The 22,189-nt window shown below is 62.9% G+C and carries 20 protein-coding genes and 1 pseudogene; 11 read left to right on the top strand and 10 right to left on the bottom strand.

What is annotated here, in order from left to right:
• Positions 1–47: 47 nt before the first annotated feature.
• A pseudogene (locus KZ686_RS05380) lies at positions 48–386 on the bottom strand (multicopper oxidase domain-containing protein); the annotation flags it as partial.
• 74 nt (positions 387–460) lie between these two features.
• Here KZ686_RS05380 and KZ686_RS05375 point away from each other — a divergent pair.
• Both KZ686_RS05375 and KZ686_RS05370 read left to right on the top strand, forming a co-directional pair.
• Entirely contained in the window at positions 461–712 is a 252-nt protein-coding gene (locus tag KZ686_RS05375) for a hypothetical protein (protein ID WP_265633194.1), read from the top strand.
• Between the two features lie 414 nt (positions 713–1,126).
• Entirely contained in the window at positions 1,127–1,768 is a 642-nt protein-coding gene (locus tag KZ686_RS05370) for a DUF305 domain-containing protein (RefSeq protein WP_265633193.1), read from the top strand.
• A 28-nt stretch (positions 1,769–1,796) separates the two neighbouring features.
• Here KZ686_RS05370 and KZ686_RS05365 read toward each other — a convergent pair whose 3' ends face one another.
• Positions 1,797–3,179, bottom strand: a complete 1,383-nt coding sequence (locus KZ686_RS05365) for a heavy metal sensor histidine kinase (RefSeq protein ID WP_265633192.1) — start codon at positions 3,177–3,179, stop codon at positions 1,797–1,799.
• Positions 3,176–3,859, bottom strand: coding sequence for a heavy metal response regulator transcription factor (locus tag KZ686_RS05360; RefSeq protein ID WP_265633191.1), 684 nt, complete (start codon positions 3,857–3,859; stop codon positions 3,176–3,178). The genes KZ686_RS05365 and KZ686_RS05360 overlap by 4 nt, the downstream gene beginning before the upstream one ends.
• Positions 3,860–4,050: 191 nt before the next feature.
• Between KZ686_RS05360 and KZ686_RS05355 the strand changes: the two genes are divergently transcribed.
• The 4 genes from KZ686_RS05355 to copD are packed head-to-tail and all read left to right on the top strand — an operon-like array spanning position 4,051 to position 8,356.
• Positions 4,051–5,907 carry a copper resistance system multicopper oxidase gene (locus tag KZ686_RS05355; RefSeq protein WP_265633190.1) on the top strand — a complete coding sequence of 619 codons (1,857 nt, stop codon included), beginning with the start codon at positions 4,051–4,053 and terminating at the stop codon, positions 5,905–5,907.
• A gap of 22 nt (positions 5,908–5,929) precedes the next feature.
• Complete coding sequence (locus KZ686_RS05350; protein WP_265633189.1) at positions 5,930–7,006, top strand: copper resistance protein B; 1,077 nt, start codon at positions 5,930–5,932, stop codon at positions 7,004–7,006.
• Positions 7,007–7,044: 38 nt separating this feature from the next.
• Positions 7,045–7,431: a copper homeostasis periplasmic binding protein CopC gene (gene copC, locus KZ686_RS05345; protein WP_265633188.1), complete on the top strand. Its 387-nt coding sequence runs from the start codon at positions 7,045–7,047 to the stop codon at positions 7,429–7,431.
• A gap of 7 nt (positions 7,432–7,438) precedes the next feature.
• Entirely contained in the window at positions 7,439–8,356 is a 918-nt protein-coding gene (gene copD / locus KZ686_RS05340) for a copper homeostasis membrane protein CopD (protein WP_222245863.1), read from the top strand.
• A gap of 14 nt (positions 8,357–8,370) precedes the next feature.
• Here copD and KZ686_RS05335 read toward each other — a convergent pair whose 3' ends face one another.
• From KZ686_RS05335 to KZ686_RS05320, 4 genes are all read right to left on the bottom strand, one after another.
• Positions 8,371–8,901, bottom strand: a complete 531-nt coding sequence (locus KZ686_RS05335; protein ID WP_222245864.1) for a c-type cytochrome — start codon at positions 8,899–8,901, stop codon at positions 8,371–8,373.
• Positions 8,902–8,952: 51 nt separating this feature from the next.
• Positions 8,953–9,255, bottom strand: a complete 303-nt coding sequence (locus tag KZ686_RS05330) for a DUF411 domain-containing protein (RefSeq protein WP_265633187.1) — start codon at positions 9,253–9,255, stop codon at positions 8,953–8,955.
• Between the two features lie 372 nt (positions 9,256–9,627).
• Positions 9,628–9,903 carry a hypothetical protein gene (locus KZ686_RS05325; RefSeq protein WP_222245866.1) on the bottom strand — a complete coding sequence of 92 codons (276 nt, stop codon included), beginning with the start codon at positions 9,901–9,903 and terminating at the stop codon, positions 9,628–9,630.
• Positions 9,904–10,056: 153 nt separating this feature from the next.
• Positions 10,057–10,497, bottom strand: a complete 441-nt coding sequence (locus tag KZ686_RS05320; protein ID WP_255581986.1) for a CzcE family metal-binding protein — start codon at positions 10,495–10,497, stop codon at positions 10,057–10,059.
• Positions 10,498–10,707: 210 nt separating this feature from the next.
• On the opposite strand from KZ686_RS05320, the gene KZ686_RS05315 reads away from it, so the two are divergent.
• The 5 genes from KZ686_RS05315 (at position 10,708) to KZ686_RS05295 (ending at position 17,570) form a co-directional block, all read left to right on the top strand.
• Complete coding sequence (locus KZ686_RS05315) at positions 10,708–11,124, top strand: copper resistance protein (RefSeq protein WP_222245867.1); 417 nt, start codon at positions 10,708–10,710, stop codon at positions 11,122–11,124.
• A 71-nt stretch (positions 11,125–11,195) separates the two neighbouring features.
• A complete protein-coding gene (locus KZ686_RS05310; RefSeq protein WP_265633186.1) occupies positions 11,196–12,515 on the top strand; it encodes a TolC family protein in 1,320 nt (439 codons plus the stop codon).
• Positions 12,512–14,065, top strand: a complete 1,554-nt coding sequence (locus tag KZ686_RS05305; protein WP_265633185.1) for an efflux RND transporter periplasmic adaptor subunit — start codon at positions 12,512–12,514, stop codon at positions 14,063–14,065. The genes KZ686_RS05310 and KZ686_RS05305 overlap by 4 nt, the downstream gene beginning before the upstream one ends.
• Positions 14,062–17,232: an efflux RND transporter permease subunit gene (locus KZ686_RS05300; RefSeq protein WP_265633184.1), complete on the top strand. Its 3,171-nt coding sequence runs from the start codon at positions 14,062–14,064 to the stop codon at positions 17,230–17,232. The genes KZ686_RS05305 and KZ686_RS05300 overlap by 4 nt, the downstream gene beginning before the upstream one ends.
• Positions 17,229–17,570 (top strand): copper-binding protein, encoded by a 342-nt coding sequence (locus tag KZ686_RS05295; protein WP_265633183.1) that lies wholly within the window; start codon positions 17,229–17,231, stop codon positions 17,568–17,570. The genes KZ686_RS05300 and KZ686_RS05295 overlap by 4 nt, the downstream gene beginning before the upstream one ends.
• 59 nt (positions 17,571–17,629) lie before the next feature.
• Here the strand turns inward: KZ686_RS05295 and KZ686_RS05290 are convergent, their stop codons facing one another.
• The 3 genes from KZ686_RS05290 to KZ686_RS05280 form a co-directional block, all read right to left on the bottom strand.
• Positions 17,630–17,956, bottom strand: a complete 327-nt coding sequence (locus KZ686_RS05290) for a four-helix bundle copper-binding protein (protein ID WP_265633182.1) — start codon at positions 17,954–17,956, stop codon at positions 17,630–17,632.
• A 357-nt stretch (positions 17,957–18,313) separates the two neighbouring features.
• Positions 18,314–20,752, bottom strand: coding sequence for a heavy metal translocating P-type ATPase (locus KZ686_RS05285; protein WP_265633181.1), 2,439 nt, complete (start codon positions 20,750–20,752; stop codon positions 18,314–18,316).
• 1,107 nt (positions 20,753–21,859) lie between these two features.
• Positions 21,860–22,096 (bottom strand): AbrB/MazE/SpoVT family DNA-binding domain-containing protein, encoded by a 237-nt coding sequence (locus KZ686_RS05280; RefSeq protein ID WP_265633180.1) that lies wholly within the window; start codon positions 22,094–22,096, stop codon positions 21,860–21,862.
• Between the last annotated feature and the right edge of the window lie 93 nt (positions 22,097–22,189).

Below are 22,189 nucleotides of genomic sequence, written 5' to 3'. Positions count from 1 at the left end.
AAAGTGCCTTACAGTGCCCGCGGCATGGTGACCTGATGTGGACCCGATCAGCGAACGATGAACTGTCCCATCCTCCCGTTATCTTCGTGCTCGAGAATATGGCGGTCGTACATGTACGGGGCCGTTACCGCGGTATGGCAAAACCGAACAAGCAGTTCGACGGAGTTCTCGACCATGTTCGTGTCGCAAAGCCCTTTATCGCGAACACCCGGCGGTGAACCGTTTCGGCTGAGAACTTCGAAGTGAACACAGTGGATATGGAACGGGTGTGCCATCATCTCTGGGGACACCTGCCAGACTTCTGTGTCGCCGCGCCTGATTTCTGCATCGATTGGCTCCATGTCGAACGGGCGGCCATTGACGCCGAACACTCCCATTCCGTGCCACCTCTCATCCCGCGCGTCCCCATGGTCATGGCAATGCGCCGCCGACCAAAGGCGTTCGACGCGGACTAGCGCTGGTGCGTCACGAGCTTGTCGGGCTGCTGAGCGCTGCGCGTGCCTGTTCCCCGAAGCTCAAACCTGATGATCGCCTGCCGTTCACCACGCAGGCGATTGCCGCCGCCCATCATTCGCATCATCATCGGCGCATTGCCATCCGGTCCCGTTTCCAGGACGGCGGGCTGGCCATCGCAAAAATCCACGAGTACCTCGGCTCGCTCCAGAGTCAACTGGGGTCCACATGGCATCGCAACACCGATCTTCATTGCTAGCCCAGACCACCTCAGATTGCGAATCCCGACACGGCGTCCGGCACGAGCGGACGTAATGCATTTCTTGCAATATGGCAATTCTGGCTGGCGGCCACACTCTCAGGAAGCCGATGCGCAACGCAGCGGCAAGTCGACATCGCGATACGCAAGAGTGCTTTCCCCACGTTCAGATTACTGGCCCATTACGAATCTGACAGACCCCTGAAACGTTCTACCTCTGGCACGTCTGTTGCACCGTCCGAGTCGCTGATTATTCCCATCGGCGAAGTCGTGTGTTCCGCCGGTCTATCGCAACCCGCCCAACCTTGGGAGCTCACCATGCAATTGACTGCTACACGCGACCCTGCTCGCGTCTTTCCATCGCCGCTGTCGACAGGGGCCTGTCGGTGGATGCCCCGGACAGTCCGACATCTCATGACGACCGGCCTGATGGCCATGCTTGTCTTGCCAGCTGCTTATGCCGCCCAGCCAGGCAGAGGCCACACTGCCGGCTTCGAGGTTCGTTTGATGCGGTTGGTCATTGACCATCATTTTTCAGCGCTCAGGATGACCGAGCTGGCCGCCGGCACAGATCCGCAGCGCAGCGGACATCTTTCATCAAACGAAGGGACGTCGCCCACGCCGGGATTTTCGGCTACGCCTGCCAAGGCCGCTCTCGATGAAATCAAATCCATGGCCCGGATGGAGAATCGCGCGCAGAGAGAGCAGATCATGCACCTGCAGATGTTGCTGCGCGATTGGTATGGCGTTGCCCACGAGCCCCGCATCAGAGAGGATGCGCAACAGATGCTCACGGCTCTGGAGCAGGCCCAGCCCGGCGCGAGCTTTGATCGCGCTTTCCTTGAAACCTTCAGCCGCCATCACTTTTCGTTGCTGCAGCCGATGAACGCTTGCATCACCGGCGCAGATCGCCTCCATCAGAGGCTGATACGCCTGTGCAAATTGATGTGGCATGAGCAGACATCTGGTATCGACGAAATGCGCGAGCTGCTGGAAACTCGCTTCGGCATCGTCGACTATCAGCCGTTCCGCGGCGAGCGTCCGCTGCAGCAGTAAAGAGTCGACCGGCGCGGAAGCACCGCATTTACTTGGCGAGACGTGGGAACGTCAAGATGAACCGAGTTCTTCCCGCCGACGACTCCACGGAAATTCGACCTCCGTGCGCCGACATGATGGCCTGCGTAATCGACAGCCCAAGCCCAACACTGTCGGAATCGGCCCGGTTGCGGGACTTGTCGGCGCGAAAGAACCGGTCGAAGATCGAGGGCAACAGGTCCGCACTGATTTCCTTGCCCTCGTTCTCCACGACGATCGTTGCGGCACCGGCTTGTTCCTTCGCCTTGACCAGGATGGCCTTTCCCTCCGGCGTATAGCGCAGCGCGTTGGAAAGCAGGTTACTCAGCGCCCTGCGCAGCATCAGACGATCACCGAAGATCCGCGCCTGACCTTCAAGCCGCAGATGCACCCTCTTGTCCTCCGCCAGCGCATCGTAGAAATCGAACAGCGCACGTACTTCGTCGCTTACGTTGATCTCCTCTTCGCTGGGCAGCGTGATGCCGTGCTCCATCTTTGCCAGATAGAGCATGTCGGAAACCATGCGGCCAAGGCGTTGCAGTTCCTCGGCGTTGGACGCCAGAACCTCCCGGTATTTCTCTGCATCCCGTGGTTGCGATAGCACGACATGCGTCTGCGTCATCAGGTTGGTGATCGGCGTGCGCAGCTCGTGTGCCAGATCCGACGAAAACTCGGATAACCGCCGGAAATCGTCCTGCAACCGCTCCAGCATGGCATTCAAGGTGGCGGCCAAATCCGCCATTTCGACTGGGACTGCCTCCACCGGCATGCGTGCATCCAGCTTGTTGGAGGTCACGCCGCTCGCGCGTGAGGCCATCATCCGTAAGGGCGCCAGGCCACGCCTTGCCGCCCACCACCCGAACAAGCCGCTGGCGAGCGCCGCCAGCGCGGTATAGAACGCCAGCGATTGCCGGAATGCCTGCATGAAATGCGCATGAATGTCCGTGTCCATGCCCACGACGACGCGCAATGGCGCCGCTGCCGGGTCCGACATTTTCGCCAGCGCTCGCATGCCGCGGTACTGTTTCCCGTTCTGCTGCCACACCAGGGTGTCTTCGTTCGGCTTCAGCCGGGCGATGGCGGCCAAGGTCGGCGCGAAGTCGTATCCCTTGGTCGCATAGACGAGCTGGCCTTGCGCGGTTTGGACGTGCGCCACGAACCCGGGGTGGTGCTCCACCATCTCGGCCAAGCGCGCGGGCAGCTGTGCTGTCGGTCGTTCCTGCGTGATCTTCTGAATCAAGCGGATGTTGTCACCGAGGATGACGTAGTCCTCGTTGGCAAAGTGGCGGTCCATGGCCAGCCAGATCAATACACCGAGACCCAGCAGCACCGCCGCTGACGACAGCGAGAACAGCAGCGTCAACCGCATCGTCAGCGAAAGCCGTCGCCTCATTCCGTTCCCTCTGGCGCTTCCAGTACGTATCCCATCCCGCGCACTGTCTGGATCAGTTTTGGTTCGAAGTCGTCGTCGATCTTGGCCCTCAGGCGACGAATAGCCACGTCGATCACATTGCTGTCACTGTCGAAATTCATGTCCCACACCTGCGAGGCGATCAGAGAGCGCGGCAAGACCTCGCCACGCCTGCGCGCGAGCAGTTCGAGCAGTGCGAATTCCTTACTGGTCAGCGGGATGCGGCGACCGGCACGGGATGCGCGCCTGCGTCCCAAATCCAGGACCAGATCAGCGACCTGGATGCGGTCAATGGCCAGCACAGATCCCCGGCGCAACAGCGTGCGGACCCGAGCGAGCAACTCCGAGAAGGCGAACGGCTTGACAAGATAGTCGTCTGCACCCAGTTCCAGCCCCTTGACGCGGTCTGTCACGCTGTCACGCGCGGTCAGGAACAAGACAGGGACGGCATTCTCCGCGGCACGGATGGACTGCAATATGTGCCAGCCATCCAGGTCCGGCAACATCACGTCGAGAATGATCAGGTCATACGATTCGTTGAGCGCCAGGTGCTGCCCATCGAGCCCGTTGCCGACCAGGTCGACGACGAAGCCGGCTTCGGTCAGTCCCTGGCGAAGGTAGTCGCCTGTCTTGGATTCGTCCTCCACCACCAGCAGTTTCATTTAGAGCGTCCGATTGGATTGGCTAGCGGCTCCCGGAAGGGAGCCTCGGTGCGGCTAGTCTAGCGAGACGACTTGCGGGTGACCTCAACATTACCGGAATGTAATGTGCAGGTAAGTTGACGGTAGCCTCCTGCTCGTTACTCTCTGCATGCCGACTTCTATGCGGCCATTCAAGCAAAAAGGGACTATTCATGCGACGTGATCGACCGGCCGGTATTGTGCTGCCCAACCCAACGCGCCGCCGCTTCGTTCAAGGCCTGGCCGCAGGGGGTGTCATGGCGGGATTGTCGGGCCTTGGCGGAACCGTTTGGGCGCAGGCGACTGACCGTCCCGCCCAGACGCTGTCCGGCACCGCCCCCGTGCTGCGTGGCACCGAATTCGACCTGGTCATCGGCGAATCGGTGGTCAACTTCACCGGCACGCCGCGCGTGGCGACCACGATCAACGGGATGCTGCCCGGCCCGACGCTGCGGTGGCGTCAGGGCGACACCGTCACCATCCGCGTCACGAACCGGCTGCGCGAGCCAACTTCGATCCATTGGCACGGGATCATCCTGCCGTTCGAAATGGACGGCGTGCCGGGGATCAGCTTTCCCGGCATTGCGCCGGGCGAAACGTTCACCTATCGCTTCAAGGTCGACCAGACCGGCAGCTACTGGTACCACTCGCATTCGGGATTCCAGGAGATGACGGGCGTGTATGGCGGCATCGTGATCGACCCGGCTTCCGGCTACGACGCCGTTCAAGCTGACCGCGACTATACGATTCTGCTGTCCGACTGGACCGATGAAGATCCGATGCGGGTCCTGTCGAAGCTCAAGGTCCAGAGCGACTACTACAACTTCAATCAGCCGACCGTCATCGACTTCTTCCGCGATGTGGCCAACGACGGCATGAAAAGCGCGCTGGCCAAGCGGAAGATGTGGAACGAGATGCGGATGAATCCGACGGATCTGGCCGATCTGTCGGGCGCCACGCTGACGTATCTAACCAATGGTGTCACGCCAGCCGGCAACTGGACGGGCATGTTCCGGCCAGGTGAGAAGGTCAGGCTGCGCTTCATCAACGGCACGGGCAACACGTTCTATGACGTGCGCATCCCTGGGCTGAAGCTGAAGGTGATACAGGCCGACGGGCAGAACTTGGAACCGGTGACCGTCGATGAGTTCCGGTTCGGTCCCGGCGAAACCTATGACGTCGTCGTCGAACCCCGAGATGAGGCCTACACGATTTTCTCCCAATCCATGGACAGGACCGGCTATGCCCGAGGCACGCTGGCTGTTCGTGAAGGTCTGACCGCGCCGGTGCCCGCGCTCGACAAGGCCGAATGGCTGACGATGGCGGACATGATGGGTGCCATGGACCATGGTGGCATGGCAATGCAGGGCATGGACCACGGCAGCATGCAAGGCATGAACCATGATGGCATGAGCATGCAGGGCATGGCGGGCACCGCAATGGCGATGGACCATAGCCAGCACAACATGGGCAACATGGCGGCGGGAAATCCGCTGAAGGTTCCCAGCACAAAGGCGCGGCACGCCCGAACCGAGTACGGGGCCAGCACCGATATGCGCGTGGACATGGCGCGCACCAACCTCGACGATCCCGGCATTGGCCTGCGCAACAACGGTCGTCGTGTGCTGACGCTGGCTGACCAGCACACCATCGGTGGTCCGTTGGACAAGCGGGGCCCTGGACGCGAGGTTGAGCTGCACCTGACCGGCAATATGGAGCGCTATACCTGGTCGTTTGACGGTGTGGAGTTCGGCAAGTCGACACCGGTCTATTTCAAGCATGGCGAGCGCCTGCGCGTGATCCTCCACAACGACACGATGATGACGCATCCGATGCACCTGCACGGCATGTGGAGCGAGCTGGAGTCGGCGGACGGATCCTTCCAGGCGCGGCGGCACACGATTCCCGTTCAGCCGGCCCAGCGCATCAGCTTTCTGGTTACCGCGGACGCATTGGGACGATGGGCATGGCATTGCCATCTGATGCTGCATATGGACGCGGGCATGTTCCGTGAAGTGATAGTGGCCTGACCGTCAACTGGATAGAAATTCCATGCATAAGCGAACAACAACGATTCTTGCTGCCGCGGTCCTGACGTCCGCCGGCATCGGCACGACGTGGGCGCAAGCCGCCCATTCCCCGGAGGCCCACGCGGGCACTTCGGCCGCGGATCCGACCAGGAAGGCCAACGCTGCCGCGCAATCGAAGTCCGTCGGCAAGGCAAATGGTAAGGGTGGCAAGGACCATGGCTCGATGCCGGGCATGGACCACGGCTCAATGAAAGGCATGGACCATGGCTCGATGCAGGGTATGGACCACCGCTCGATGCAGGGCATGGATCACGGCTCGATGCAGGGCATGGATCACGGCGACATGAAAATGCAAGGCGGCAGCGCTCCGCCCGACGCGCGCGATCCGCATGGCTATTCCGGTGGCTATCAACTCGGGGTCGGCAAGTATGCGCTCGGGCCGACCCGAACGCTCCATATGGCGGACGAACATCTGTTTGCTTCCGTGCTGGTGGATCGCCTGGAATGGACCAAGGGCCGAGACAGTAATGCAGCGTCCTACGAGGCGCAGGCCTGGTTCGGCAACTCCTACGACAAGCTGGTGATCAAGGCTGAAGGGGAGGCCGAAGAAGGCAAGGTGCACGAGGCTCGCACCGAACTGCTGTGGGGCCATTCCATTGCGACGTTCTGGGATACCCAGGTCGGTATTCGAAACGATGCTGGCTACGGCAGACCGGCTCGGAACTGGCTGGCGTTCGGTGTGCAAGGCCTGGCGCCCTACTGGTTCGAAGTCGATGCGACCGGCTACGTCGGCACCGAAGGCAGGACCGCGCTTCGACTCTCCGCCGAATACGAGCTTCTGATTACGCAGCGTCTGATCCTGCAGCCGCGAATCGAAGCCAACTTCTACGGCAAGAACGACCCTGAAATCGGTATCGGCAGCGGCCTGGCCAATGGCGCCGTGGGCGTGCGCCTGCGCTATGAGATTAACCGGCAGTTCGCACCGTATATCGGCGTCGAGCGATATCAGACATTCGGCAATACCGCCGACATGATTCGCACGGCAGGCGGTCGTCGTGGCGAGACCCGCTTTGTGGCCGGTGTTCGTATTTGGTTCTGACCACGTTCTCTAACCCCCTTTCAATCTGGGAGTTCATCATGCAGACGCACCGTTTCGCCATCCGAGCCATGCTCGCCGCCACTGCGGCATTGATCAGTTCGGCGGCTTTCGCACATCCCAAGCTGGTCTCTTCGACCCCGGCTGACAAGGCCGAGGTTTCCGCCCCTCAGAAGATCGAACTGAAGTTCTCCGAAAACCTGGTCGCCCAGTTTTCCGGTGCCAACCTGGTAATGACCGGCATGCCTGGCATGGCCAATCATGCCCCGATGAAGATTGCCGCCAAGGTATTAGGCAGCGATGACCCGAAGACGATGGTAATCACGCCGGCCCAACCGCTCGTTCCGGGCAGCTACCGTGTGGATTGGCGCGCCGTTTCGTCGGACACGCATCCGATCAACGGAAATATCGCCTTCACGGTCAAGTGATCCGCCGATGGACTGGGCGACTGTATCGGTGCGCTTTGCACTCTATCTCGACCTGACGGCGCTTTTCGGTTTGCCGCTATTCGGTCTTTATGCGCTTCGCCGTGAGGAGATATCGTCGGGCATCGGCTCGCGGTATGTCGCCATTACGTCCGCGCTGGCTGCGGTCGGCATCGGACTGTCGTTGGCAAATATCGCCGTCATGGCCAAGGCCATGACCGGCGCATCCGAATACGCCGAACTGCAGAGCCACGTTTTCGAGATGATCGTGACGGGTACGGATTTCGGTGCGGCTTGGGCCGTTCGTCTGGTTGCGCTGGTCCTTTGCTTGCTGGTCGCTCTTTTCGCACGCCGGTGGCCGGCGCTGCAAATTGGTGTATTGGCTGCCGCAGGCGGCGTTGCGCTATCGACCCTCGCCTGGGGCGGGCATGGCGCGATGGACGATGGCGTCCGCCGCTATGTTCACCTGGCCTCCGATATTGGACATCTCGCCGCGGCCGGGGCCTGGGTTGGCGCGCTGATCGCTTTCGTGCTGCTGGCAAGAGCTGCGTCCACACCGGAGACCGTCGCACTGCTGAGCCGCACGTCCAATGGCTTCGCTCAGGTTGGCACTATTGTGGTCGCCACTTTGACGGTGACCGGGGTGATCAACTACCTCTTGATTGTCGGCCTGACGCTGCCAGAGCTGTCGCTAACGTCGTATGGCGGCCTGCTTGCCATCAAGCTCGGACTGTTCGGTACGATGCTGGCCCTTGCGGCAACCAATCGCTACTTTCTGAGTCCGCAACTGGAGCATGCGGTGAAGAGCGGCAATCACGCAGCAGCCGTCCGAACGTTTCGACGCAGCCTGATCGTCGAAACCAGCGCGGCAACGCTGATCCTGGCTCTTGTGGCGTCACTGGGCATTCTGTCACCGGCGGGCATGTAGAGCGCGCTTCCGCGCTAACGCGGATTGGCGTATTGCTCCGTCGCTTCACGCTGCGCCGCCGACGCCCTTGGCGGCCAAGTGCTCTTGATATACGCGAGGACAGCAATGATGTCCTCGTCGGACAGCAATTGGCCGAATGCCGGCATGTCGCTGACATACCCGGCCGGAGCCGTGATGCCCGGCACCAGACCATTCTTGGTAATGGCAAACAGCACGGCGTCGGGATGATGCCATGTATGGCCTGTGGCATCGTGCGGCGGCGCCGGCATCCGGCCGCTCGGAAGCCGTTCCCGCCAGTTTGGTTGACCCTCGAGATTGGCGCCATGGCAGGACGCGCATTGCTGCGCGTAAAGCTGCTTGCCTCTGGCAATACGCCGCGCATCACTGGTGTCGATGCGCAGCTGCCTAGCCGCCGACGCTCCGTTCCCACCGTCGACGGGCGTCTCAAGAAAGCGCTTCGTCTTCAGCGCGACCGCGGTCGCGGCCACGGCTGCGAGCACCAACAGGCCGGCAATCAGCCAACGAGACTTGTTCGAGCTTTCCATTCGTAGCCGGCAAGGCTCGGTTGCAGCTTCGCTGTCCGAGCCGAGGCGCCATTAATTCCTGGAGAACGGCTTTCCGTTGAAATCCACGGTCACCAAGTTGCCATCCATGGGACCCATGCCGGGAGAATTTGCCGGCATGCCCGGCACGGCGATCCCTTTCACGCCCGGATTGGCAGCCAGTTTTCTCACCGCTACCGCGGGAACGTGCCCTTCGATAATTTGGCCACTGCCTTGCATGACCGCGGTATGGCAGGAGCCCATCTTCTCGGGAACGCCAAGCTTCGTCTTGATTGCGGCGACATCCGGCGTATTGATGACCTTGGTCTGGATGCCAGCCTCGTTCAAATGCTCCACCCAGCCTTCACAGCATCCGCAATTGGCATCCTTGTAGACGACCAGCGCGGGGGAGCCGCATACGCAAGCGTACCGACAGCGAGAAGGGCAACACCAAGAAGAGGCTTCATCGAAAATTCCCGAGAGATTGGACTTCAGTTTTCGTGGCTATGTTAGCCCGGACCCGCATGATCGGTGTATCACCGGGGGCCGTTCAGGCTTGCTTTGACAAGCATCAGAGCTTACCGTTCACTGCGCCGACGCATCGGACGAGGCAAACAACTTATCGTAGTGGCCCGATGTGAAAGAGCCCAACGTCCGAGAGGTCTCGGCCGCTGGGCCTTGCGACGGTATTAGGAAGCCCGGCACATAGAAAATGCCAACGTCCCGCGATCAGATGCCGTCGGTGAAAGCGTCGCGCGTTCCGGCCGCGTGGCTACCGTCCGTGAAGGTGTCCCGCGTGCCTGTAGTATGGGCGCCATCGGAGAACAGGTCGCGCGTACCTGTAGTATGACTGCCATCGGTGAAGGGATCGCGCGTGCCCATCGTGTGGCCACCGGTAGTGAAGATATCGCGCGACGATGTTACGCCGGCATTCGCCAGTCCTGCTGCGCTGCCCAGCGACGCAATCGTCAATACCAAGAGAGCAGCCTTCTTCAACGTACGCATTTTGTTTCTCCTTTTAAGGGTGATTGGCTCGCTGTGAGCCTGCATGATCAGTGTAGGGAGGGGCTCCCCACCGAGGCATGACACTGCGATTACAAAGCCGTCATCTCAAATCGCCGAGTCGTGGATGGACGTGCCCAGCAACAATTCCGCTTGTCAGCCACCGGTGAAAATCTGGCTGCGATCGATGTTCACGCGCACGCCCCGAGCGATCGGCATGCCGGGGAAAAGGTCGCCCAAGTCAACTGTGCTGCCGTGCACGAACTCGGCAAACTGCCAAGCTACGGATTGATCGCCGTCTGCGAATGCCACCGCTTCCCCGGAGGCTACGTTGATGGTTTTCATACCAGGCCGAAGCGTGATAGTGCGGGACGCCGTGCCAGCCGGGACAACGCTGCCAAAAAGGGCTGCGTGAGGACCGAGACGCGTGCCCGACGTCGTGTTTGCCATCGTTGGAGATGCGGGCTCGGCGGCCTGCTGCACGTGCTTGGCCCAATCATCGCCCGCGTTAGTTCTTGCCTTGTCCGCGCCCCATGCGGGCGCCACGGACAGCGCCGCCAGGCTCAATACAGCTGCCGCGTTCTTGTTGATTTTCATGATTCTCTCCATTGAGTTACGAGGTATTGGCCTCTCGACTTCAATGGTATGAATCCGCCCCTCACCGAGCCATTACCCGACTATTACATCCAGGTAAGGTGCCGAGGATAAGAGGCAATTTTTCGGTCAAGGAGCATTTCGCAGCGCAACACCTGCCCAACCCTTGCCAACGTCAAACGCTGGTACCATTCGGCCAATATGGGCCCACACGTGCGCACGTCCCTCCGGCGGCTTTGGCTGGCCGCATTCCTGCTGACCGCTTTCCTGACAGTCCAGCTGGCAGCGGCGGCGTACGCTTGCGCGGGCAGCCGGTACGCCGTCAGTACCGACCGGGACATGACGGGCATGACGGGCATGATTGGCATGACCGAGTCGTGTCCCGACATGGCGCAGAAGGCCGTCGAGCCGGATTCGCACGATGGGCTGTGCCTCGAACACTGCCAGCTGGGATCCAAGTCCCTCGACCATGCCAGCCCGCAGCTTCCGGTGTTTCATGCAAGCCTGGTCCATCCCGTGATGCTGGTGCCGGAGCCGCTGCTCGCGCGCCCGAGCGCGGCGGCTGCGGGAGCCACGCCACGCGGCCCTCCTCGCCCGCTCTCCATCCTGCACTGCTGTTTCCGAACGTAGCCTCCGCCGCAACGCCACCTATCGCGCCCCGACACGTCGTCTGAGGGCGGTCGTTGCTTTGCGGAGGCTTTATGCATTTGCGTTTCCCCCCATTGTGCGGACGCCGGCTGGCGTTCGCCATCACGCTGCTCGGCGCCAGTCATACGCCATGGGCGCAGCCGGCGAGCCGGCTCTCGTTGCAGGAAGCGGTCGCGCTCGCATCATCCCGGTCGAGCGACGCAGAAACATCCTCGTCCGCGGTGCAGTCCGCCATCGAAATGGCGGTTGCAGGCGGCCAACTGCCGGACCCGGTGCTCAAAGTCGGTGTCAACAACGTCCCGGTCGACGGCCGCGACCGGTTTTCGCTCGGCACCGAAGCCATGACGATGCGGTCGATCAGCGTGATGCAGGAGTTCACCCGAGCGGCAAAGCGCCAGGCTCGCGCCCAACGTTTCGAGGCCGAAGCCACCTCCGCGGAGGCGCAGCGCACGGTGGCGCTGGCCGCCGTGCAGCGCGGCACGGCCAGCGCCTGGCTCGAGCGGCAGTACGCCGAGCGAATGCTCGATGTGTTCGCCGAACAGGCGCAGTCCATCGACTTGATGGTGCAGGCCGCCGAAGCCGCCTACCGCGCCGACCGCGGCACCCGGGCCGAGATTCTGACCGCTCAGCTCGAACTTCAGCAGCTCCGGAACCGCGAAGACGAGGCGCGCGCGGTTGTGGCTGCATCCCGGGCGATGTTGCGCCGATGGGTCGGCGATGCCGCGGACCTGCCGCTTGCCGAGCCCCCTGCCCTTGAGTTGCCCACCTGGCTGGGCAATTTGGACGCCGATACCGCGATGCGACTGCCGGACGTGGCCGCCGCCCAGGCGCAGGTCGGCGTCGCCGAAGCCGACAGCCGGATCGCAAGCGAGAACAAGGTGCCGGACGTCAGCGTGGAGTTGATGTACAGCCAGCGGGGTCCGGCGTATTCCAATATGGTGTCCGTCAATGTTTCCCTCCCCTTGCCGTGGGACCGGAAGCATCGTCAAGACCGCGAACTGGCGGCGAAGCTGGCGCAAGCCGACGCGGTGCGGGCACAGGCCGAGTCGATACGCAGAGGCGTGCTCGGCCAGGTCCGCGGCAAGCAGGCGCAATGGCAGCTCAATCAATCCCGCCTGGCGCGCTATGCCGACACGATACTGCCGCTGGCCAAGGCTCGCATCGATGCAGCACTGACCGCCTATCGTACCGGCGCCGGAACGTTGACCGCGGTGGCGGACGCGAACCGCAAGGCGCTGGACATCTCGTTGCAGCACCTTCAACTGGAGGCCGCCACCGCGCGCCTGTGGACGGAGCTCACCTTTCTGCTGCCGCTGCCGACCGCCGCGCAGGGGCCGGCGCGTGCAACGCGCGTTCATGGGGGATGGGAATGAACAGGACCGCGATCGGTCGCGCAGCGGCTGGCCTGCTCGTCGCCGCCAGCGTAGGCACGGCTTATTACCTGGGCCAACAGCATGGGCGCAACATCACGCCGGCCGCCCCACCGTCCATTGGCGCGTCGGCCGGATCCGAACTGAAGGCCGGGGATATCGACCCGAAGACAGGCAAGCGCATCCTCTATTGGCACGATCCGATGGTGCCGGGCCAGCGCTTCGACAAGCCGGGCAAGTCTCCCTTCATGGACATGCCGTTGTCTCCCGTCTATGAAGACGCGGGCGGCGGCGCCGCTGTCACCATCGACAGCCGCGTCATGCAGAACCTTGGCATTCGCACCGCGCAGGTCAAGATGGGCCGACTCGAATCGACGCTCGAGGTGCCGGGCAATGTCGCGATCGACGAGCGCGGCATCGAGGTACTGCAAGCGCGTACCACCGGCTTCGTGGAGCGAACCTATGCCAGGACAACCCTCGACCCGGTCAGCAAGGGCCAGGCGCTGGCGTTGATCTACGCGCCCGAATGGGTGGCCGCACAGGAGGAATACCTCGCTGTCAGCCGCATGAGCGCCGGCCTGCAGCACGATCTGCGGGAGGCCGCCATCGCGCGCATGCGGCAGGTCGGCATGAGCGAGAGCCACATACGGCTGGTGCAGAAGAGCGGCAAGCTGCAGCCGCGCCTGGCCATCACAAGCTCGATCGATGGCGTTCTGACCGAAATCGGCGCGCGAGATGGCATGACCCTGTCGCCTGGCATGACCCTGTTTCGGATCGCCAGTCTCGCGACGGTTTGGGTGATCGCCGAAGTGCCGGAAAGCCAGGCCGCCCCGTTGCGGCCCGGACAATCGGTCACCGCCGTCGCGGCAGCGCTGCCCGGGCAATCACTGGACGGCAAGGTCGATGCCATCCTGCCCGATGTCAGCACGGCAACGCGTACGGCCAGGGTTCGCATCGAGCTGAACAACAAGGGCCGGCAATTGCTGCCCGGCATGTTCGTGTCCGTTCGCTTTGCGCCAGCCCCGGGCCCGGATCGGCTACTGGTACCGAGCGAGGCGTTGATTCGTACGGGCACGCGCACCGTCGTCATGGTACAGACCGAGCAAGGCGGATTCAGCCCCGTCGAGGTGAGGATTGGCGCGACGGCGGGCGGACAGACCGAGGTCATCGAAGGGCTGAAGGCTGGCCAGAACGTCGTCGTGTCCGGGCAGTTCCTGATCGACTCCGAAGCCAGCCTGCGCGGCACCGCACAGCGCATGGCGGCCGCGCCCGGCGCCTCCGCGCCTGCATCGCCAGCCGCGCCGAGCCCCGAGCATGAAGGCGTCGGACGCATCGAGGCGGTGACCGCCCAAGGTTTGACGATCTCCCACGGGCCGATCCCGTCGGCGCAGTGGGGCGCCATGACGATGGACTTTGCGGCTCCGCCGGTCGGGCTGCCGCGAGCGCTCAAGCCCGGCGACCGCATCCGCTTCCGCTTCCACCTCAACAGCGACGGCGTGGCTGTCCTGTCTTCGGTCGAACCGGCGGCAACTGCGCCAGGGGGCAAGCCATGATCGCCCGGCTCATCCTTGCCTCCATCCGGAATCGCTTCCTGGTGTTGCTGGCGACCGTGATGCTGACCGCGTGGGGACTGTGGGCGGTCAAAGGTACGCCGCTCGATGCCTTGCCGGACCTTTCCGATGTGCAAGTGATCATCCGCACGCCGTTCCCCGGCCAGGCGCCGCAGATCGTCGAGAATCAGGTCACCTATCCACTGACCACCACCATGCTGTCGGTGCCGGGCGCAAGGACGGTGCGGGGCTATTCCTTCTTCGGCGATTCCTATGTCTACGTGCTGTTCGAGGATGGCACCGACCTCTACTGGGCGCGCTCGCGGGTGCTCGAATACCTGAACCAGGCGCAATCGCGTCTGCCCGCCGCGGCCAAGCCTGCGCTCGGCCCCGATGCGACCGGCGTGGGCTGGATCTACGAGTATGCGCTGGTCGACCGGACGGGACAGCACGACCTGAGCCAGCTGCGCGCCTTGCAGGACTGGTTCCTGCGCTTCGAACTCAAGTCGTTGCCCAACGTCGCGGAGGTCGCCTCGCTCGGCGGCATGGTCAAGCAATACCAGGTGGTCCTGATGCCGGATCGGCTGCGCGCTTACGGGCTATCGCAATCGAAGGTGCTGGCGGCGCTCAAGGGGGCCAACCAGGAAACCGGCGGCTCGGTGCTGGAACTGGGCGAGGCCGAATACATGGTGCGCGCGTCGGGCTATCTGAAGACGCTGGAGGACTTCCGGCAGATTCCGCTGGTCACCAGCGACACCGGCATTCCGGTGCGGTTGGGCGACGTCGCCACCATCCAGCTGGGCCCGGAGATGCGGCGCGGCATCGCCGAACTCGACGGCCAGGGCGAAGTCGCGGGCGGCATCATCGTGCTTCGCTCGGGCAAGAACGCGCTCGAGACCATCGACTCGGTCAAGACCAAACTCGCCACGCTGCAACAGAGTCTGCCCGCCGGCGTGGAGGTCGTGACGACTTATGACCGCTCCAGCCTGATCAAGCGCGCGGTCGACAACCTGACCACGAAACTGATCGAGGAGTTTGTCGTGGTCGCGCTGGTGTGCCTGGCATTCCTGTTCCATCTGCGCTCGGCGCTGGTGGCGATCGTATCGCTGCCGCTTGGCGTGCTGGCCGCCTTCCTGGTGATGCGCTACCAGGGCGTGAACGCCAACATCATGTCGCTCGGCGGCATCGCCATCGCGATCGGCGCCATGGTCGATGCGGCGGTCGTCATGATCGAGAACGCGCACAAGCACCTGGAACGCTGGCATGCGGACAATGGCGGGCGGGAACCGTCAGCTGGTGAGCGCTGGCAGATCATTGGGGAATCGGCCGCCGAGGTGGGGCCGGCGCTGTTCTTCTCGCTGCTGATCATCACGCTGTCGTTCGTTCCGGTATTCGCACTGGAGGCGCAGGAAGGACGCCTGTTCTCGCCATTGGCGTTCACCAAGACCTACTCCATGGCGGCGGCGGCGGGACTGTCGGTGACGCTGGTACCGGTCCTGATGGGCTATATGATCCGCGGCCGGATTCCCTCGGAACAGGCCAACCCGCTCAATCGGTGGCTGATCCGCGCCTACCAGCCAGCCTTGGCCAAGGTGTTGACCTACCCCAAGACCACGCTGGCCATCGCCGCGACCCTGCTGGTGGCCACCGCCTGGCCGATCATGCGGATCGGCGGCGAATTCATGCCGCCGCTCGACGAAGGGGACCTGCTGTACATGCCGTCCGCCCTGCCGGGGCTGTCCGCCGGCAAGGCGGCCCAACTGTTGCAGCAGACGGACAGGCTGATCAAGACCGTGCCGGAGGTGGCGACCGTGTTCGGCAAAGCAGGCCGGGCCGATACGGCGACGGACCCCGCGCCGATCGAGATGTTCGAGACAACGATCCAGTTCAAGCCGCGCGACCAATGGCGCCCCGGCATGACCACCGAGAAGCTGGTCGAGGAGCTGGATCGGGTCGTCAAGGTGCCCGGCTTGTCGAATATCTGGGTCCCGCCGATTCGCAACCGGATCGACATGCTGGCCACAGGGATCAAGAGCCCGGTCGGCATCAAGGTCGCCGGCACCGACCTGCAGGAGATCGACCGGCTTGCCATGCGCATCGAGGCGGCGGTCAAGACGGTGCCGGGTGTTACGTCCGCGCTGGCCGAGCGGCTGACCGGCGGCCGCTATATCGACGTCGATATCGACCGCGTGGCCGCTGGCCGTTATGGCCTCAATATCGCCGACGTGCAGAGCATCGTGTCCTCGGCCATCGGCGGCGAGAACGTCGGCGAGGTGGTCGATGGCTTGGCGCGCTTCCCCATCAACGTACGGTATCCCCGCGACTATCGCGACTCGATCGAGCAATTGCGCAGCCTGCCGATCGTGACAGACAAGGGTCTGCAGATCACGCTGTCCGACGTTGCACGCATTCAACTGGTGCAGGGCCCGCCCATGCTCCGCAGCGAAAATGCGCGCCTGTCGGGCTGGATTTACGTCGATATCCGGGGACGGGACCTGCGCTCCGCCGTGCAGGCCATGCAATCCGCGGTGGCCGAGGCGGTACCGATGCCTGCGGGCTATTCGGTCAGTTGGTCCGGGCAGTTCGAATACCTGGAGCGCGCCAGCGCCAAGCTGAAGGTGGTGGTGCCGTTCACGCTGCTGATCATCTTCGTGCTGCTGTACGTGGTATTCGGGCGCCTCGACGAAGCGATGCTGATCATGGGAACGCTGCCGCTGGCGCTGATCGGGGGGTTCTGGCTGCTCTACCTGCTGGGCTACAACCTGTCCGTGGCAGGGATTGTCGGCTTCATCGCGCTGGCCGGCGTCGCGGCGGAGTTCGGCGTGATCATGCTGCTCTATCTCAAGCATGCGTGGAACGAGCGGTTGGAAGCGGGCCAGTCCGATGTCCACTCCCTGCTCGACGCCATCCAGCAAGGCGCCGTGCTGCGCGTGCGCCCGAAAGCCATGACGGTCGCGGTCATTCTGGCCGGCCTGATTCCCATCATGTGGTCGCATGGCACCGGCTCCGAGGTGATGCAGCGCATTGCCGCGCCGATGGTCGGCGGCATGGTGACCGCCCCATTGCTGTCGATGTTCGTCGTGCCGGCGGTGTACCTGCTGCTGCGCCGACGCCAGGCCGCACACGCTACCCCTTCCGCCACCCCCTCACTTCAGAAGGAATCGCAATGACATCATCCATCAAGACCCTCGCTGCCGTCCTCGCTCTTGCCGCCGCGCCCATCGCCTTCGCGGCCGGCGCAATGGAGGGCATGGACATGAAGGCGCCCTCGGCTTCCAGCCAGGCTGCCCGTCCCGTCCCGGCGGAAATCAGGAAGATCGATGCCCAGGCCGGCAAGGTCACGCTCAAGCATGGTCCGATCGAGAACCTCGGCATGCCCGCCATGACGATGGCATTTCCGGTCAAGGACCGCGCGTCCCTGAGCCGCTTCAAGGAGGGCGATGCCGTTTCGGTAACCTTCGGCAAGATCGATGGTGCGCCAGCCGTTCTCGATATGCAGCGCAAGTAGGACTGTGGCGCACGCGATCGATCGATTCTGGTCGCGTGCGTTCACCACACCCGTCGCGGTCACGCCATGGCGCGGCAGGCCTCCGCGCAGCGCTGACACGCCTTCGCGCAGTCCTGGCAATGCTGCGGCGCGTGCTTTGCACATTCCGCTGCGCACGCTTCGCAGATGCGAGCGCAAAGCTGGCAGACGTCGCTGGCGAACTGGCTGCCTCGTGACATCACCGCCGCAGCCAGGCGGCAGACCTGTGCGCAATCCACGTCAAGCCGTATGCAGTCGGCCATTTGCTGCACATTCGACTCTTGCAGGCACGACGCCGCGCAATGGTCGCAGGCGACGGCACAGGCGTTGCAAGCCTCAATACACGCATTGAATCTTTCATGTGGCATGGCAATACTCCTTAAGTCGGGAGACGCCGAATGTCAGGCGCCGACTCCACCGGAGCAAAGGCCAGGCCAGCCGTGAACGCCGCGTCGCGCTATTCGACCGGATGGCAATCGTATGGCAGTGAGGGGCACGCCATGGCGGACTTCCTGGCTTAGCAACGTGCGCATCCGCAACTACTGCGCTGCTCGGTTAACCGGCTCGTCATGACGCCGTCATCTGGCATCCCGCCCCGACCGCATACGCTCGCTCTGAACCTACCTCAAGCGCGGTCCACCGTTACAAGGACGGTGGAAAACATGCAAGCGACGACGCACGGCTGATGCGCGCTAGCGAGCCGGACCCCGTAGTGTTTGAATCGATTACACCTTCGCTTGGCGTAACCTCAGGGCATTGAATACGACCGAAGCAGAGCTCAGGCTCATCGCCAGCGCCGCGATCATCGGCGACAGCAGCAAGCCGGTGGAGCCATACAGAATGCCGGCCGCCAGCGGAACGCCCAATGCGTTGTAGACGAAAGCGAAGCCAAGGTTCTGCTTCATGTTGCGGATGGTCGCTTCCGACAGCAGTCGCGCCCGTGCAATGCCGACCAGGTCGCCCTTGACCAGCGTCACCTGCGCGCTGTTCATCGCGACATCGGTACCGGTCCCCATCGCGATGCCTACGTCGGCCTTTGCCAAGGCCGGCGCATCGTTGATGCCGTCGCCTGCCATCGCCACCACCCGGCCTTGCTCTTGCAGGCGAGAGACCAATGCGAGCTTGTCCGCGGGCTTGACCTCGCCGTGTGCCTCCTCGATACCCAGCCTGGTGGCAACCGCGTTGGCGGTCTTTACGCCATCGCCGGTTGCCATGATGACGCGAACCCCGTCCTCCTTGAGCTGCGCCAGCGCCTGTGGCGTGGTTTCCTTGATGGGATCCGAGACGGCAAGGATGCCCGCCAATGCGCCATCCACGGCGAGATACATCACGCTGGCACCCTGAGCGCGCAACGCATCAGCGTCGCTGGCCAGCGCTTGGGTTGCAATGCCTTCGGCCTCCATCAGCGCGGTGTTGCCCAGCGCCAGCTTCCTGCCAGCCACCATCCCTCGCACGCCGATACCGCTTTCCGAATCGAATGCTTCGGCCTTCTCCAGGGTCAGGCCGCGCTCGCGCGCCGCCTCCACGATCGTCATTGCCAGTGGATGCTCGCTGCCCTGGTCCAGGCTGGCGGCAAGACGTAGCACCTCTTCCTCGACAAAGCCGTCCGATGCGATGGCGCGATCGAACTTCGGCTTCCCCTGAGTCAGCGTTCCGGTCTTGTCGACGATCAACGTATCGACCTTGCGCAGATTTTCGATGGCCGCCGCGTCGCGGAACAGCACGCCGCTCGAAGCGCCCTTGCCGCTTGCTACCATGATCGACATCGGGGTGGCCAGTCCGAGCGCGCATGGGCACGCAATGATCAGCACGGCAACGGCATTGATCAGGCCATAGACCCAGCTCGGCTCGGGTCCAAACACGCCCCACGCAAGAAAGGTGAGCACCGCAATCGCGATGACAGCCAGAACAAAAACACCCGACACCTTATCGGCCATACGCTGCATCGGCGCTCGGGAGCGCTGCGCTTGCGCCACCATCTGGACGATCTGCGCCAGGACGGTTTGAGTTCCGACCTTCTCCGAGCGGATGACCAGACTGCCACTGGTGTTCATCGTGGCCCCGATGACCTTGTCGCCGACCCGCTTGGTCACCGGGATTGGCTCCCCGGTGATCATGGACTCGTCCAGCGAGCTCGCGCCTTCCATTACCACGCCGTCCACCGGCACCTTCTCGCCGGGTCGCACGCGAAGCAGGTCGCCGACATGAACATGCGTCAGCGGCACGTCTTCTTCGGTTCCGTCTTCCCGGATGCGTCGAGCGGTCTTCGGCGCCAGCCCAAGCAACGATTTGATGGCCGCGGATGTCTGCGAGCGCGCTTTGAGCTCCAGCAACTGTCCCATCAAGGTCAGGGAGATGATGACGGCCGCCGCCTCGAAGTAGACGCCGATGCGGCCATGTTCCGCAAAGGTCGACGGGAACGCCTGCGGGGCCACGGTGGCGATCACGCTGTACAGGTAGGCAGCGCCCGTGCCAAGTCCTATCAGCGTCCACATGTTCGGGCTGCGATTGATGAACGACTGGACGCAGCGCTCGAAGAACGGCCAGCCTGCCCAGAGCACCACGGGAGTTGCGACGATCAGTTCAATCCCGCTTTGCGTGGATGCCTGGAACCAACCCAGCCGATGCCCGAACATTGCCAGGACAAAGGTCACCACCGTCAACGGCAATGTCCACCAGAACCGCCGGCGAAAATCGATGAGCTCGGGGTTCTCCCGGTCGTCCAGTGCCGGCAGCATCGGCTCCAGCGCCATGCCGCACTTCGGACAGTTGCCGGGATGATCCTGGCGGATCTCGGGATGCATCGGGCAGGTATAGATCGTGCCGGGCGGCGCTTGCTCGGTGTAGGCGTCCTGCGGCGCGACGTACTTCGCTGGCTCCGCCAAGAACTTGCTCTGGCAGGACTGGCTGCAGAAGTAATAGGCGATGTCCTCGTGCTCTGCGCGAAATGAAGAGGCCGTACTGACTGACATGCCGCAGACCGGGTCCTTGGCGCTCGTTGCGCTGCTGCCAAACGATACGGCGCCGTGCTGATGCGGATGGTGATGTGGTGAAGCATGATCGGCATGCGCATGATGCTGGTCTAATGAGACCGCGCCGTCCCTGTTCGCACGGGTATCCTTATGGGCATCTCCGCTCCGATGCTGGTGATTGCTACTCTCCATACTCCCTCTCCTTCGCAATTCACGCTTCGAGATGAAAACCGCGCCTCGGCGCATAGCTTGCGGCAGGCCCGCGGTAGCCACATAGTGGAATAGGATGCACCTTCCCACTGTGGGAAGGTCAATCCTCCTGATATACGCTCGCGGTGTTGGAGACTCCGGGAAACTGCGAGAGCCCTTGGGCAACACTGAACCTTTGCCACCATGCCTCGAGAACCGTCAGCCACTGACCGACCACAACCGCGCTTGGCAGAGTCCGATGCCGAGCGCGCCCGCCTCCAACGCCAGGCTATCGAAGGGCGCCTGTCGGTCTTGCAACTCTCCCTTGCCCAGGCGGTGTATCTGGCCAGCGCCGGCGCCGCAGATGATTCACTTTCGATCTTGCGCGTATTGGGATTAGACGTCAGCACGCTACAACCGCTGGCGTCACGGCCATGGGTTGACATGGCGGCGCGAACGTCCAGCGTGAGCTATCGGGGACGGCTTCCCACCGATGTACTACGCGCCATGCTGCTTACCGGCGAAACGTCGGATCCGTGGTGTGCACACCTTGGTTACTTGCTGGACGAGGCTCCCCTATCGCTTCTGGTGCTAGCGATCGAGGAAACGGCGCAGCACCACGGCGTCCCCATGAAACCACTCTGGCGCAACCTGAGTCGGCTGGTTGTCAGTTGCCAAAGCCGCCGGCTCGCGGGTTGGCCTGCGCTAATGGACTCGGGCTAGTATCTTGGCCGGCTCTACCGTCGACCGCGCCGCGGGTCCATTCGGCGTACGCTGTCTGCCGAGCCGTAAGGTGATCACGGTCACCCCACGCACAGCGCGGGGCGCAGAGGGGCGGAGTGCATGGTTTCCCCACCTAGCCGATCCGTTCGGGCTGGATATAGTCCCCGAGTACTAATTGAAATGAAGAAAGGGGCCATGAATCAGGATCCGGTTGTTATCGAACAAGCCGAGATTACGGGCTGGGGAACCATTCCCAAGCGCTGCCTTGCGCGGTGGCCGAGACAAGCGCGCGGGCTTCATCCGAATATTGAGTTTGGGCGGAGAGGGCGGTTCGCGTGCATGACGGCCCGTCTGCTTAAGCTCGCCGCGACTTCTCGGCCGCCGCCATTAGAGAAGCTCCTTGCCGACTCGCGGGCCAAAGTCAACTTCCTCGTGGAGGTTTTCCGCTGTGATGCCGGCGATAAGGACATCTAGTTCAGATTCCGCATCCGGCAGCGGTTCGATCACAATCCGACCGTTTTCCTCGCGCACATCAACAACCGCATCCACGCTCAATTTGGCTGCTTCCATGATCGCGGCCGGGATGCGGACCGACGCGCTATTGCCCCATTTCTTAATCACCATGCGCATTTGGACGCTCTCTTGACATAGCATGTCGACACGACGTTGGACGTCGTCGAAGTTATTGACGCTCTTCTAACAGCAGCTCAGAACCCA

It is taken from the genome of Cupriavidus cauae (genome assembly GCF_026210475.1).
GTDB classification, from domain to species: Bacteria; Pseudomonadota; Gammaproteobacteria; order Burkholderiales; family Burkholderiaceae; genus Cupriavidus; species Cupriavidus cauae.
The sequence above is the reverse complement of the archived record's forward strand: the minus strand, read 5'-3'. Positions and strand labels throughout refer to the sequence as shown.